The following is a 14,439-nucleotide window of genomic DNA, read 5'->3' on the forward strand; positions in this document are numbered from 1 at the left end:
ATCAGGTGCCCGTCCACTTGGGTGGGCGCTTCTCCGCGAAGGCGATGGCGCCCTCCTTGGCGTCGTTGGAGGAGAACACCGGAGTCAGCAGCTTGTTCTGCTCGGCGAACATCTCCTCGGGGCTCCAGCCGCGGGACTCCACGATGATCCGCTTGGTGGCGGCCACCGCGAGCGGCCCGTTCGCCGCGATCTTTTCGGCCAGTTCGATCGCGGCGTCCAGCGCGCCGCCCGGGTCGGCCAGCACGTTGACCATGCCCAGCGCGTGCGCCCGCTCGGCGCTCAGGTTTTCACCGGTCAGTGCCAGTTCCATGGCGATCGCGGACGGGATGCGCTGCGGTAGCCGCAGCAGCCCGCCGCCGCCGGCGACCAGGCCACGCTTGACCTCCGGAATGCCGAATGCCGAGTCCTTCGAAGCCACGATCAGGTCGGTGGCCAGCGCCAGCTCGGTGCCACCGGCCAGCGCGTAACCCTCGACCGCCGCGATCAGCGGCTTGACCGGCGGACGTTCGGTGAAGCCCATGCCGCGGCCCTCGACGATGGGAAGCTCGCCGCGGGCGAAGGCCTTGAGATCCATGCCCGCGCAGAACGAGCCGCCCGCCCCGGTGAGGATGCCCACCGAGAGGCCGGTCTCATTGTCGAGCCGATCAACGGCGGCGGCCAGGCCGTTGGCCACCGCGGAGTTCACCGCGTTCTTGGCCTTCGGCCGGTTGATCGTGATGATGAGGATTCGATCCCGTTGTTCGACCAGAACTTCGGGTTCGTTGGCTTCGTCGTTCCCAGTGCTCACGTGCCGCACAGCTCCTTCGGTAGGGGTGGCTGCTGTCGGACCGATGGTAACGGTCGGCGGAAATGGCGTTAACGTCCCCCGAGATCCCGCTTACCGCCGAAGGCGATTCCTTGCCGAGCGGGGCCGATCACACTGGCGCCATCGCGGTCTCGACGACCGTCAGTTTCTCGGAAAGCCCTGCAGCCCTGCGGATTTCGATGAAGTCGGCGACCATGGCCTCGGAAACCTCGTGCGGGTCCTCGAGCGTGGACCCGTCGGAGAGCACCGAGATGTTGAGCTGATCGACATAACTCCACACGGTGATGTTCAGGCCGCTGCCGGCGGTCAGCGGGCCGACCGAATAGATCTCGGTGACCAGCGCGCCGCCCACCCGGCCGCGTTCCCGGGGGCCGGGCACATTGGAGATGTTCAGGTTGAGGAGCTTGTTGTGCCCGTCGCGCCCGGACGCCCAGCGGAAGAAGGCCTGGGTGGGCGCGGGGGGCATGTAGGCCGCCCACCGGCTGACCAGCTCCGGCCCCATCAGCTGGTTGCTTTCCTTGGCGGCGATGGCGTTCTCGTGGCTGCACCGCACCCGCTCCAGCGGATCGTCGGAATCGGTCGGCAGACCCACCAGCACACCGGTGAACCGATTGCCGGAGATCCGTTCGGGCGAAAAGTCGAAACTCATCGGCACCGACGCCAGCAGCGGCACGGCCGTGCCGTCGTACCGCAACAGCAGGGTGCGCAACGCGCCGGACGCCATGGCCAGCACCATGTCGTTGATCGTTGCCCCGAGTCGCTTGCCGGTCTCCTTGACATCGGCCAGCGCCAGCGTTGCGGTGGCGAACCGGCGTTCCGGGGTGATCTTGTGGTTCATGAACGTCGGCGGCGGTTCGAACGGCCGCGTCAGCTCCGGGGAGAATTTGCGCGCGCTGCGGCGCACCCTACCCAGCCCCTGGGCGGTGTAGCGGATGGTGCGCGGCAGGCTCCCGACATGGCGCATGTGGTCGGCGAACGCCGACGCCATCAGCTGGCGTGTGGTGGGGGCCGGGTCGCACATATACGCCTTGCCCTCCGGACCCGGCTGCAGATCCATGCCGCGAGCCATCAAGTTCGCCGAGGCGACGCCGTCGGCCAGGGCGTGATGAATTTTGCCGACGACGGCAATCCGGTTGTCGGCCAAGCCATCCACGAAGTACATCTCCCATAGCGGGCGGCTGCGGTCGAGCTGTGTGCTGGCGATTTGCCCGATGGCCTCGTCCAGTTCGCGCCGGCCGCCCGGCGGCGACACCCGCCAGGGGCGGATGTGATAGTCCAGGTCGAGCTCGCAGTTCTCCCGCCACATCGGGTGGTGGAAACTGAACGGCACCTCGACGAGCTGGTAGCAGAACGGATCGAGCTTGTTCAGCCGCCCGGCGATGACTTCACGAAACGTGTCGACGTTCAGTGAGCGCCGATCGGCGTCCAGTTCGATGACGGCCGCTTTGATGGTGTGCATGTGCACATTCGGCGCTTCGCTGTACAGCAGTACGGCGTCCCACCCGCTAAGCCTCTTCACCGCTGCCCCTTGCCCATAGACGGACCATACTCAGCGGCGCCGCTTCAGATAACCTCTTTTGCCCCGACGCGTGTCTTGGTCCGGTAGATCTGGCTGAGGAACAGCGAGGCGACGTGCGCGGCCGCGCCGGCACGCTCGCCGTCGATGAGGTCGTAACCATGGCCGGCCCCGGGGAATTCGAGGTAACCGACCATCGAATGCGACACCCCCCGCAGCCGCTCGACGAAGCTGCGCGCCTGCTCGACGGGGATGACGGTGTCCTTGCTGCCATGAATGACCAGGAAGGGCGGCGCGTTGCGGTGCACGCGCGCGATCGGGGATGCGTCGCGGAAGATCTCGGGGCGACGGGCGATCGACTTCTTCACCACGACCCGCTCCAGGAACTCGACGAACCGTTCGCGCTCCGGCGTCGAGCGGTCCTCCCAGTCGTAGCGGCCGTAGATCCCGACGACGGCGTCCACCGAGGTGTCCGCGCCCTCGGGCAGCTTCGCCCGGAACTGCGGGTCATCGGGCGTCAGCCCGGCCAGCGCGCACAGGTGGCCGCCGGCCGAACATCCCGCTATCGCAACGAAAGTGCGGTCGCCGCCGAACTTGTCGACGTTGGCACGGGCCCACGCGATGGCGGTCTTGACGTCGATGATGTGGCGCGGCCAGCGGTGGTGCGGCGAGACGCGGTAGTTGACCGCCAGGCACACCCATCCCTGTTCGGCGAGCCGGGACATCAGCGCCGATCCCTGACCCATGCACTTGCCGTGCACCCAGGCGCCGCCCGGCAGGAAGATCAGGACCGGCGCGGGCTGCGCGGGCAGGTCTTTGCGCCGCCAGACGTCGAGCACCTGATCGGGGTGGTCGCCGTAGTGGACGGCGCGGCGGTAGAGGTAGCGGCGCTGGCGCAGGCCGTCCCAGATCGGGGGGGTCTTCTCGGCGACCGGCCAGTCCATCTCGAGGTCCGCGGCCGACACGACCCCGCGCAACGCGGCCAGGGAAACCTGCTGGGTGCTCTCCCGGTCGCGGCGCCGGGCGTCGTTGATTCCGGGCGTGAACCAGTCCTTGGTCACCGCGGAGATCGCCTCGGGCGCGTTCCGGGCGCCCCACACGCCCATAGCGGTCAAACCGCCCAGGGGCTCAAGGTGCTTGCCGACCACGGGCAGCGAAGCCCCGGCCACACTCAACGCCAGCGCATAGTCACCGGGGCGGGCCCGCAGCAACCATTTCACGCAATCGGTAATGCCCGGTCCACGCACCGTCATGGTGGGGACTGTACCCCTCACGACGGTGCGCAAACTGACGTTTCCGCACAACGGGCGGACGGGGCGAAAACGCTTTGCCCGGCCCGCTCGCTGAGCTCGGTATTTACGCTGTTTGAACCGTTTTTCGCGGTTCGCTGAATTTGGTGAATTTTGCTGTGGACGACACGCTTACCTGGCCGTCAGGTCGGCGATCACCCGGCCGCCGACAAGACTGACGCTGGTCAGCGTCAGTCCCACCTGTGCGGCCAGCGCGGCGGCGCTGTCCACCCCGACCGATGCCCAGCGAAACCAGGGCCCGACCTCACCCGCCGCCTCCAGCCGCACCCATCGCGAACAGATTCCGATGGCCTCGGCTTCGAATTCGGCGATGCAACGGCCACCGCGGGCCAGCAGTTCGAAGGCGCGTCCCAGGATTCGGCGCGGGTCCCCGCCGAGCCCGACGTTGCCGTCGACCAGCAGAACCGTCTGCCACAGGCCCGTACCCGGCAGCGGCTCGAACACGTCGCCCAGCAGGGCCGGCGCGCCGCCTCGGCCCGCCAGCTGAATCGCGGTCGCGGACCGGTCGATGCCGAGTGCGGGGATGCCGCGCTGACTCAGCCTGGCCACCAACCGGCCCGGACCGCAGCCCAGCTCGATCGTCGGCCCGGTGCACATCTGCGTGACGGCTTCGTCGAAGACCTCGTCGAAGGCGTCGCCAGATCCATCACCGGGGCATCGCACACCAAGCCATCGGTGCGCCGGCAGTGGCCGCAGTTCGCCGTCCTCATGCCGGATCCAACATCGCTCCCCGCCGAGTGCCCGATCGTAAAGTTGCCCAAGCATTCCACGTCCCTCGCGTCCTGGCCGATCGGGCGGCGCGGCGGCGCTCGGCCCCGTGCGGGACGTTGCGGCGACGTACCGGCGAACCCAACAAGCTGACAGCAAGCCCGTGCGCCAGCATTGCTCCGATACCCCGATCCTGGGTCGGATAATCCAACGCACTGGTGCACGGGACCGGAAGGGGGACGGTTCAGTCAGATGTGGACTTTCCCATCGACCGACAGGTGAACCAACCCGTCGTCGGCATGAACGGGATAGGCAGTGACCGGTGCTCCGCCGTTGGCGACCTCGCGTCCCGATGCCAGGTGGTAGGTGAAGCCGTGCAGCGGGCAGATGACGACATCGGCATCCATGAGCCCATCGGCCAGCGGACCGCCGCGATGCGGGCACACGGCGTCAAGTGCGCGCAGCGAGCCATCCCGGCACCGGAACACCGCGATCTGCCGGCCGTCGACGACGAACGTGCGGCCCTGTCCGACCGGAATCTGATCCACCGGACCCAGGTTGACGTCGCTCATCGCACCGGCACCTGGGGCAGCGGGATCAGCGGCAAGGATGAACGAAATTCACTGCTATTCAATGCATTTCGGCTATTCGCCCACGGATCGCGATACGCGTCGACCGACTTCTGCATGTGCGCGTCCAGGTCGGCGGCAATGCCGTCGCTGTCGAAGACCACGACGTTCCGAATCCGGTCGATACCCACCCGCGGGACGAAGTCGTAGCTGCGCTCCAGCCAGTTGGCGTTTTCGCGGTAGTACTGCAGGAAGCGTCCGGTCAGCGCAATCACCTCGTCCGGGGTGTCCACAGTGGTCAACAGGTCGCCCTTGCGTACGTGTGCACCGGCGGCGCCGCCGACGTAGATCTGCCACTGCCCGCCTTCTATCGCCACCACGCCGACGTCCTTGCAAAGCGCCTCGGCACAGTTGCGGGGGCACCCGGTCACCGCCAGCTTCATCTTGCCGGGGGCGGGTATGCCTTGGAAGCGCTCCTCGATCGCAATGCCCAGCGCCGTCGAATCACCCAGGCCGTAGCGGCAGAAGTCGCTTCCCACACAGGTTTTGACGGTGCGGAAGCTTTTGCCGTACGCATACCCGGACGGCATTCCGAGGTCGGCCCACACCAGCGGGAGGTCTTCCTTCCGCACGCCCAACAGATCGATGCGCTGGCCGCCGGTGAGCTTGATCATCGGGATGCGGTACTTGTCGGCGACGTCCGCGATTTTGCGCAGTTGCTCGGCGCTGGTCACCCCACCCTTGAGTTGGGGCACCACCGAGAACGTTCCGTCCCGCTGAATGTTGCCGTGTACACGGTCGTTGATGAACCGGCCGTCGCGCTCGTCGACGAATTCGTCGCCCCACATCATGTGCAGCAACGAGGACAAGGCCATTTTGGATCCGGCGTCCTCGCGGCCCTCCGGCGCCAGCGCGGCGAAAACAGACGACACCGAGTGCAGTTCGAGCTCGCGGATCCTGCGCATCAGCTCCGGCTTCTCGTAAGGGATCCCCCGCACGTACCAATTGGCTTCGGCGTCCTGCGAAATCGCGCCGTCAGCCGCCCACTCGACGATCTGCGCGACCAGGCCCTTGCAGGACCCGCATCCTTTGCCGGCGCGGGTCGCTGACATCACGCCCTCGAGTGACGTTTGCCCGTCTCTGACGCACCGCACGATGGCGGACTTGTCGACGCCGTTGCAGTTGCATACTTGAGCGTCGTCGGATAATTCGGCCGCCCCGGTGGCTTGGTCCGGAGCACCGCCGATGTCGAACATCAGCGACACGCGCTCGGGCGGCAGCGGGAGACCGCGGTCGAAGGCCTGCATCAGAAACGCCACTTTGCTGACGTCGCCGACCAGCGTCGCCCCGACCAATTTGTCGTCGCGCACCACGACGGTCTTGTACACCCCCCGCCGGGGCTCGGAGTACTGTACGAATTCGTCGTCGTCGCGCTCCGGGCTCTTGATGCCCATCGCCGCCACGTCCACTCCGGCAACCTTGAGCTTGGTTGCAGTGCGCGAACCATGGTATGCCGCACGGGGATTGACGCCCGTCAAGTGATCGGCAAGCACGGTGGCCTGCTCCCATAGCGGCGCGACCAGGCCGTAGACCTGACCGCGGTGCTGCGCGCATTCCCCCACCACGTAAATGTCGCCGTCATCGACCGACCGCATGTGATCGTCGGCGACGATGGCGCGTTCGACAGTCAAACCGGCGCGCACCGCCAACCCGACATTCGGGCGGATGCCTGCCGCCATCACCACCATGTCGCAGTGCAGCCGGCTGCCATCGTCGAACTCGATCGCCGACGGCAACCCGTCCTGAGTGAGCATCCCGGTGGTTTTCCTACCCGTGCACACCTCGATGCCCAGCGCCTCGACCAGCCGCCGCAAAATGCCGCTCCCTTGATCGTCGAGTTGAGCATTCATCAATGTAGGACCGCCCTGCACGACACTCACCTGCAGTCCCCGGTTCTGCAGGCCTCTGGCGGCCTCCAGACCCAAGAGACCACCCCCGATCACGGCCGCCCGGCTTCGCCCCTCGGCGAAGCCGATCATGCCTGCGCAGTCGTCGAGTGTGCGAAAGCCGAAGACGCCGGGCGCAAGAGTCTTGTTGTCCACCCAAATGCCGTCCACCGGCGGGAAGAACGATCTGCTGCCGGTGGCGAGGATCAGCTTGTCGTAGCGCACGGTGCTGCCGTCGTCGGCGTGCACCAGGTGCGCAAAGGGGTCAATGCGCACCACTCGCACCCCTGGCCGCAGGTCAATGTCGTTGTCGGCGTACCAATCCAGCGGATTGAGATAGATTTCGCGGGCATCGTCGGAGCCTGCCAGCACGTTGGAGAGCAAGATGCGGTTGTAGTTCCCGTAGGGTTCGTCGCCAAACACGGTGATCGAGAACCGCTCACTGCCGCCGCGGGCGATGATTTCCTCGAGCGCCCGCGCTCCCGCCATGCCGTTCCCGACCACCACCAGGGTAGCCGGGGCCTGCGGACGGTGGCCGTTGGTCTCACATTGAATGAGTGTGGTCATGAATGATCCTCGCCGGGACTAGATCTCGACCAGGCCGACGTCAACGAACACCGTGCCGCTCAGCCCGTCCGGCGCGGCGACGAAAATCTCGAGGACGGTGTCGGCGAGCAGGTCTTCGACGACGCGCAGCGGCACGTGGACGGCTGCTTTGGCGCCGATCGGGAAGTAGCGCATCGGGGCACCGTCACGCATCACCACGACGGTGATCAACTCGTCGGTGCTATTGCCGCCCCGGAAATAGACCGGCTGAGCGATCGCCCCAGCCGGCACCATGTAGCGCAGCGACGCATCGAGGAGAACCGGCGCGTCGTAGCCCTTGCCGTCGAACGCGAAGGCGCCCTGCAAGAATCGTGCCATGCTGTCGTCACCCATGGGTCAATCTCCTTCCTTTGCAATGCTCGGCTCGGCGTGAATCGCGCTCACCGCGACCGCACATACCTTGAACGACGGCATGCGTGACTGCGGGTCCAGTGCCGGATTGGTCAGCCGGTTGATGCATGCCGCGCCGCCCCAATGAAACGGTGCGAAGACGGTGTCGGGCCGGATACCGCTGTCCATGCGGGCTGTCATCACGACTTCGCCTCGACGCGTGGTCAGGCGGACCTTGTCACCGTCACCGATTCCGATCCGCTGACCCAGTGCGGGATGCAACTCAGCCACGGGTTCTGACTCGCCATCGGAAAGTTGTGCCACGCGCCGGGTTTGGGTCCCGGATTGGTATTGGCGCAATACTCGCCCAGTCGTCAGGTAGTACGGGTAGTCGTCATCGGGCAATTCGGCGGCGGCGCGTTGTTCGGTCGCGTGGAAGTGGGCCCTGCGGTCGGGCGTGGGGAAGTCCTCGACGAACAGTCGCGGCGTGTCTGGGTACAGCGCTGACGGACAGGGCCAGAACACCCCCTTTTGGGCCTCGATCCGTTCGTAGCTGATTCCGCGGTAATCGGCCTTGCCGCCCTGGCTCGCTCGACACAGTTCTTCGAACACTTCTCGGGGTTCGGCCGAAAAGCCTTGCGCACCTAGGCGTTTGGCCAGATCGGTCATCACGTCCAGATCGGAGCGCACATCCCCGGGCGGCGTGACCGCCGCCCGGCGCAGAATTACCCGTCCTTCCAGGTTCGTCATGGTGCCCGACTCCTCGGCCCACTGCGTCGTGGGCAGCACCACGTCGGCCAGCGCAGCGGTCTCGGACAGGAAGATGTCGGACACTACCAGGAAATCCAGTTCCGCGAGCTTTTCGCCTACGTACGTCGAGTTCGGTGCGGACACCGCGATGTTGGACGCCAGCACCCAAAGCGTCCGTACACCACCGGGACTGCCTATGCCGCTGAGCATCTCGTATGCCGACCGTCCCGAAGACGGCAGATCGGCGGGGTTGATGCCCCACACCTGTGCCACGTGGGTCCGAGCGACAGGATCGTCGAGCTTGCGATAACCCGGTAACTGGTCACACTTCTGCCCGTGTTCGCGACCGCCCTGCCCATTGCCCTGTCCCGTGATGGTCGCGAAGCCGCTGTACGGACGGCCTGGCAGCCCCAGCGCCAGGGCGAGATTGATGAACGCTTGCGCCGTGTCGGTGCCGGAACTGTGCTGCTCGGCACCCCGAGCGGTCAGGATCATCGCGCGGTCGGCGTTGGCCAGCATCCGCGCCGCCGTGACGATGTCGTTCTCGGGCACGCCGGTTATGCGCTCCACCCGGTCCGGCCAGTATAGACGCACGGCGCGGCGCACCGCCTCGAATCCCCTGGTGCGCTCGACGACATATCTCTCGTCGAGAAGGCCTTCGCGGGCAACGACATTGAGCATGCCGTTGGCCAAAGCCAAGTCGGTGCCCGGGACCGGCTGCAGGTGCAGATCGGCACGAGCAGCAGTCGCGGTGCGCCGAGGATCCACCACGATGTGCTTGGCACCGCGTGCCCGACCCTGGTCGAAGAACTGCATTGCCGGGGGCATCGTCTCGGCAGGATTGCTGCCAACCAGCAGGACCACGTCGGCTCCAGCGATATCAGCCAGTGGGAACGGCAATCCTCGGTCGATACCGAACGATCGGTTCGTCGCGGCGGCCGCGGATGACATGCAGAATCGGCCGTTGTAGTCGATCGCCGAGGTGCGCAGCGCAACGCGCGCGAACTTGCCCAGTTGATAAGCCTTCTCGTTGGTCAAGCCGCCACCACCGAAGCAGCCCGCCGCGTCTGGGCCATGATCGCGCTGCGCGTTCTGAAAGGCCGCAACAACCTTTTCGAGTGCCTCGTTCCAGGTGGCAGGGCGCAGCGGGGAACCACGTCCGTCGCGGACCAGTGGGCGGGTCAGGCGTTCCGGATGACCCAGTAGGTCAGCGGCCGTCCAGCCTTTGGCGCACAAGCCGCCACGATTGGTCGGAAAGTCGTTCTGTGGCGCGAGCGCCACCTGACCCCCGACGGCGTGGAGGCTGATCCCGCACTGCAACGAACAGTATGGGCAGTGTGTTTTCGTCGGCGCCGACGCCATCGGCGATCACCACTCAGCTGCGGGGCCGCCACGCATTCGGCCGGCCCCGCGATGTAGACCTTCCATGTAGCCTCCCGATCGGCCCTTCGCTGCCGAAGCTACGTGGTGCGTGTTTCGGAGGTATTTCGGTGGATTGTCCGGACGACTACCGCTGTCTCACCGTCGTTGTCCGAACAGAAACGCGTCCAGCAGCTGGTTCACCCGCGCGGGATCCTCCAGCGCCGCGAGGTGCGCGACCCCGTCGAGCACGGTGAAGGACGCGCCTGGGATCGAGTCGGCCATGGCGCGGGTTTCGGCAACCGGGAATGTGGCGTCTTCCGCGCCGGCGACCACCAGCACCGGGGACGTGACGCGGGCCAGCAGTGCGCGCTGGTCCGGCCGCGCCGAAACCACGCTGCGCACCGCCCATCGGGCCGAATCGGTGTTCACCGACTGCACGTTGGCCCGCACGGTGTCGACCACGTCCGGGCGGGTGCGCAACGTCGTCGGCCCCAGGAAAGCGCGGATGGCCGAGCGTGTCAGCGGCGGCCGGATTTCACCCAGCGCCGTCGCCAACCGCGCCAGGGCCGCATACTGCATCTTTTGCGCGACACCGGCTTTCGAAGCCGTGCAATTCATCAGCACCGCACGGTCGAGCCGATCGGGATAGAGCGCGGCGAAGGTGCCGCCGATCATTCCGCCCCACGAATTGCCGACGAAGTGGGCCCGCTCGATGTCGAGGCCGTCCAGCAGGTCGACGACGCATCGCGCGCAGTCGGTGAAACTGAACATCGCCCGCAGCGGCGCGCTGCCGCCGTGGCCGGGCGGGTCGATGAGCACCAGGCGGTGGGTGTCGCCGAAGTGCGCGGCCTGGCCGGCCCACAGGTCGCCCGTCATCAACAGGCTGGGCCACATCAGGATGGCGGGCCCGGTGCCCGCACTCAGCTGAACCCGGATCGTCCCGAGGGCCGTATCCACCGACCGCGAATTCAGCAATGGGTTGTGGGCGGTCACGCTGCCTCCTCACGTCGTAGGTCGCACGGCAGATGCGCATCCCCGTCCTTTGATTTTCCGCGTCGGCGATACTTGTCCGGTGACGAACAACGATGTTCATCCTGACCTGCAGAGATTTGCCCGCTTCGCCCCGCGCCGGCTCGTCGGCCCCCGGACCCTGCCGCTCATGCGGGCGGGGATCGCGTGGCGGGGGCGCCTCGGCAAGCCCGTCGCCGGAGTCGAGGCGATCACGCTCGACTCGGGTGCCGGCGTTCGGCTGTTCCGTCCCGCCGGGGCCACCGCGGCCACGCCCGCGCTGTTGTGGATCCACGGCGGCGGATACGTCATCGGCACCGCCCAGCAGGACGACCAGCTCTGCAGTGGGTTCAGCAGGCGGCTGGGCGTCACCGTCGCGTCGGTGGACTACCGCCTGGCGCCCGAACATCCGTATCCCGCACCGCTGGAGGATTGCTATTCGGCGCTGATGTGGTTGGCCGGGCTGCCCTCGGTGGACCGCTACCGCATCGCGATCGGCGGCGCCAGCGCCGGCGGCGGCCTGGCGGCGGCCCTGGCCCTGCTGGCCCGCGACCGCGCCGAGGTGAGCCCGGCATTTCAGCTGCTGACCTACCCCATGCTGGATGACCGCAGTTCGGCCACCGCGCCGAGCTCGAATTACCGGCTGTGGGACAACCGCAGCAACAGGTTCGGCTGGGCGGCGTATCTCGGCAATGCCGACCCGCAGGTCGCCGTTCCCGGGCGCCGCGACGACCTCAGCGGATTGCCGCCGGCCTGGATCGGCGTGGGCACGCACGACCTGTTCCACGACGAAGACCTGGCCTACGCCGAACGCCTTCGCGCCGCCGGGGTTCCGTGCCAGGTCGAAACCATCTCGGGCGCCTTCCACGGCTTCGACCTGGTGTTGCCGAAAGCCCAAGTGTCGCGGCGGTTTTTCGACAGCCAGTGCGACAGCCTGCGCGCGGCGCTGGCCCCCACCGGTTGATGCGCCTCACATCGCGAAGTACACGAGTTCACCGCCGATGACGGTGGCCGCGACCAGCCCCGCGTCCAGGGCTTCCAGTGCGATCGTGGGCGGTTCGTTCAGCACACACAGGTCGCCCGGCTGCCCGATCTGCACGCTGCGCGGCCGGCCGGGCTGATCCGCCCGGCCCAGAAACATCGTCAAAGCCTCTCGCGCGGAGACACATTCGCGCGGGCCCAGCACGGCGCCCTGCGGCGTGGTGCGGTGCACCGCGGCGCGCATCGCCGTCCAGGGGTCGGCGTGGCCGAAGGGCATGTCGGTGGACAGCGCGACGGGCACCGTCGCGTCACGCAGGCAGGCGACGCGCCACAACTGATCGTGCTCGGCGGCGGGCACCTCGGCGAGGTACTGGTCGCCGCGCTCGGCGACGAAGTTGGGCTGCGTCACCACCGTGATCCCGAGCTCGGCGAGGTCGGCCAGGTTGTCGTCGGGCACCACGGCGGCGTGCTCGATGCGGTCTCGCGGATGGCCGCCGGCCGCGCGCAGGGCCGCGATGGTCACCACCAGCTGGGCCGCGGTCACGCAGTGCATGGCGACCGGTTGCCCGTTGTCATGTTGGTGCGCAATCCATTCCGTGAGAGCATCGAGGTCCAGGCGATCGTCGTGCAGGATCTTCTTGCCCGGCGACAGGAAACTCAGCCGCGGCCGGAACTCGCCGCGCTCGTGTGCCGTCGTCAGCGACTCCATGTCGTCGGCATCGAGGTCGGGGGTTGCGTCGGTGACGCCGGTGACACCGGTGGCGGTGATCCGGCGGCTCAGTTCGGCGAGGTCGGTTTCGCGCCGCTGCAGCGCCAGCGACCAGCCGCGGTCGGCGCTGCGCAGCCGCCCGTCGGGGTGTTCGGCCAGGCCGACCCGGCCCAGCGCCTCGGAATTCAGGATCCACAGCGCCCCACTGCGGTGCTGGATGCGCACCGGAATGTGCGGAACGATGGCGTCGAGGGCGCCCCGATCGAGTTCCCCCGCAACCGAATCGTGGTAGCCCACAGCGCGAATCCAGCCGTCGGGCCCCGGTGTGGCGTTCGTCAGCAATCGGGTGAGCTGCGACTCGGTGCTGACCCCGGGCGGTCCGACGAGAAACGAATCCAGCGCCGAGGCCGCCGAGCGCAGGTGCACATGGTGGTCGTGCAGCCCGGGCAGGACGGCGCCGCCGCCCGCGTACAGCACGCCCTCCCCCGCCCGCGGCACCAGCCCCTCGCCCGGCGCCATCTCCTCGATCAGCGCGCCTACCCTGATGTCTGTCGTGGTGCCGTCCAGCAAGGTGGCGCGCTGAATCAGCATGACAGCACCCGTCTTTGGGCGACCAGGCGGCGCACCGCCTCGTTGTCGGCGCCCGGCCCGGAGGCCGGACGCGGTGCGGGCGGGGCCGCCGGTGCCGACACCGGCGCCGGCGATGGCGACGGCTCGACCGGCAGCGCCGCGTAGGTCGCGGCGACCCCGGCCATGGATACCCGGATCAGCTCGCCGCCGCCGCGACCCAACGATTCGGCCACCGCCAGCGCGGCTTCCAGCCCGCTCAGTGGGTCGGCGATGGCGTCACCGCAGAACACCGGTCCCTCGGCGCTGGTGCCGACCAGGCCACCGGCCACCGCGGTGTCGTCGCCGAATCCCGGCCGCAGGCCGTCATACCCGGTGATCTGCAACCAGATTCGCCCCGCGCGCGGCGCGACGTCGTCGGGCCCGAGCCCTCGGCGCGCCAGCGCCGCCGGGCGCGAGCCCTCGATGACGACGTCGCTGACCGCGACCAGTTCACCCAGTTCGTCGGCTTGGCCGTCGAAATCCAGTTCATAACTGAGCTTTTCGCCGTTGACCCAGTCGAAGAATGTCCGATCCCCGCCCCGGGTGCCATCCGGGCGGCGCGGACTTTCGACCTTGACGACGGTCGCGCCGGCCCGGGCGAGCAGCTGCCCGCACAGCGGGCCCGCCCACATCGAGGACAGGTCGGCCACCAGCAGACCCCGCGGTGCCCGCGGCGTCGCCCGCGATCCTTTCGCGTCTATCCGCGCCGGCGTGGGTGCGGCCTCGCCCAGTCCCGCCGCAGGAATGTCCAGCAGCCCCGCCCGGTCGACGATCTCGGCCACTGGGCGGCCGGCGGCCCAGCGTTGCAGCGCCGGCCACGGGTCGGCGGCTATCTCATCGGCCTGCAGCAGCGCCGGCACGGCGTCGAGGTCGTCGGCGCGCGAGAGGGTGAGCGCGCAGCAGCCATCGCGGGCGACGAGCAGGCGGGTGCCGCCGCCCGGCGACACCCGGCCGCCGCGCGTCAACCCCAGCATGGCGGCCCGCCCCGTCAACAGGCTCGCCGCGTCGATGTCGACGCCCAACCGGTCACCGGTGGCTGCGGCGACGTCGCGCGCGCGGGTCAGCACGTGGGCGCGGGAGAAGTCGGCGGGACCGTCGGGCAGGCCGGTCAAGTAGGCCAGCCCGCTGCTCCCCCACTCCTTGACCTGCTGGGACTCCCCCACTGACGAAGCCGAACTCACGCCCCCATTGTGCGCGCGGCCCGCGGTGCCGCGGCAAGCGGCAAACCCG

The 14,439-nt window shown here is 68.1% G+C and carries 12 protein-coding genes; 1 reads left to right on the plus strand and 11 read right to left on the minus strand.

The window, feature by feature from the left end:
• Position 1: 1 nt before the first annotated feature.
• The 9 genes from MTY59_RS05955 to MTY59_RS05995 all read right to left on the minus strand — a co-directional run bounded on the left by MTY59_RS05955 (position 2) and on the right by MTY59_RS05995 (position 10,796).
• Positions 2-796: a crotonase/enoyl-CoA hydratase family protein gene (locus tag MTY59_RS05955; protein WP_415823237.1), complete on the minus strand. Its 795-nt coding sequence runs from the start codon at positions 794-796 to the stop codon at positions 2-4.
• A 118-nt stretch (positions 797-914) separates the two neighbouring features.
• Positions 915-2,324: a WS/DGAT/MGAT family O-acyltransferase gene (locus tag MTY59_RS05960; protein WP_221044853.1), complete on the minus strand. Its 1,410-nt coding sequence runs from the start codon at positions 2,322-2,324 to the stop codon at positions 915-917.
• Between the two features lie 44 nt (positions 2,325-2,368).
• Positions 2,369-3,574 carry an alpha/beta hydrolase gene (locus MTY59_RS05965; protein ID WP_221044854.1) on the minus strand — a complete coding sequence of 402 codons (1,206 nt, stop codon included), beginning with the start codon at positions 3,572-3,574 and terminating at the stop codon, positions 2,369-2,371.
• Positions 3,575-3,742: 168 nt separating this feature from the next.
• Positions 3,743-4,396 carry a class I SAM-dependent methyltransferase gene (locus tag MTY59_RS05970; protein WP_221044855.1) on the minus strand — a complete coding sequence of 218 codons (654 nt, stop codon included), beginning with the start codon at positions 4,394-4,396 and terminating at the stop codon, positions 3,743-3,745.
• A 191-nt stretch (positions 4,397-4,587) separates the two neighbouring features.
• Complete coding sequence (locus tag MTY59_RS05975; RefSeq protein WP_221044856.1) at positions 4,588-4,911, minus strand: Rieske (2Fe-2S) protein; 324 nt, start codon at positions 4,909-4,911, stop codon at positions 4,588-4,590.
• On the minus strand, positions 4,908-7,421 hold the full coding sequence (nirB, locus tag MTY59_RS05980; RefSeq protein ID WP_221044857.1) for a nitrite reductase large subunit NirB: 2,514 nt from the start codon (positions 7,419-7,421) through the stop codon (positions 4,908-4,910). The genes MTY59_RS05975 and nirB overlap by 4 nt, the downstream gene beginning before the upstream one ends.
• Before the next feature lie 18 nt (positions 7,422-7,439).
• Complete coding sequence (locus MTY59_RS05985; RefSeq protein ID WP_221044858.1) at positions 7,440-7,793, minus strand: molybdopterin oxidoreductase; 354 nt, start codon at positions 7,791-7,793, stop codon at positions 7,440-7,442.
• 3 nt (positions 7,794-7,796) lie between these two features.
• Positions 7,797-9,902 carry a molybdopterin oxidoreductase family protein gene (locus MTY59_RS05990; protein ID WP_221044859.1) on the minus strand — a complete coding sequence of 702 codons (2,106 nt, stop codon included), beginning with the start codon at positions 9,900-9,902 and terminating at the stop codon, positions 7,797-7,799.
• A gap of 156 nt (positions 9,903-10,058) precedes the next feature.
• Entirely contained in the window at positions 10,059-10,796 is a 738-nt protein-coding gene (locus MTY59_RS05995; protein WP_250160846.1) for an alpha/beta fold hydrolase, read from the minus strand.
• A gap of 178 nt (positions 10,797-10,974) precedes the next feature.
• Here MTY59_RS05995 and MTY59_RS06000 point away from each other — a divergent pair, with 178 nt between their 5' ends.
• Positions 10,975-11,874 carry an alpha/beta hydrolase gene (locus MTY59_RS06000; protein ID WP_221044861.1) on the plus strand — a complete coding sequence of 300 codons (900 nt, stop codon included), beginning with the start codon at positions 10,975-10,977 and terminating at the stop codon, positions 11,872-11,874.
• Positions 11,875-11,880: 6 nt separating this feature from the next.
• Here MTY59_RS06000 and MTY59_RS06005 read toward each other — a convergent pair whose 3' ends face one another.
• Both MTY59_RS06005 and MTY59_RS06010 read right to left on the minus strand, forming a co-directional pair.
• Positions 11,881-13,191, minus strand: a complete 1,311-nt coding sequence (locus MTY59_RS06005; protein ID WP_221044862.1) for an amidohydrolase family protein — start codon at positions 13,189-13,191, stop codon at positions 11,881-11,883.
• Positions 13,185-14,390 (minus strand): CoA transferase, encoded by a 1,206-nt coding sequence (locus MTY59_RS06010; RefSeq protein WP_250160727.1) that lies wholly within the window; start codon positions 14,388-14,390, stop codon positions 13,185-13,187. Before MTY59_RS06010 ends, MTY59_RS06005 begins: the two co-directional genes overlap by 7 nt.
• Positions 14,391-14,439 lie beyond the last annotated feature (49 nt).

The sequence above is a fragment of the Mycobacterium senriense genome (genome assembly GCF_019668465.1).
Lineage (GTDB): Bacteria > Actinomycetota > Actinomycetes > Mycobacteriales > Mycobacteriaceae > Mycobacterium > Mycobacterium senriense.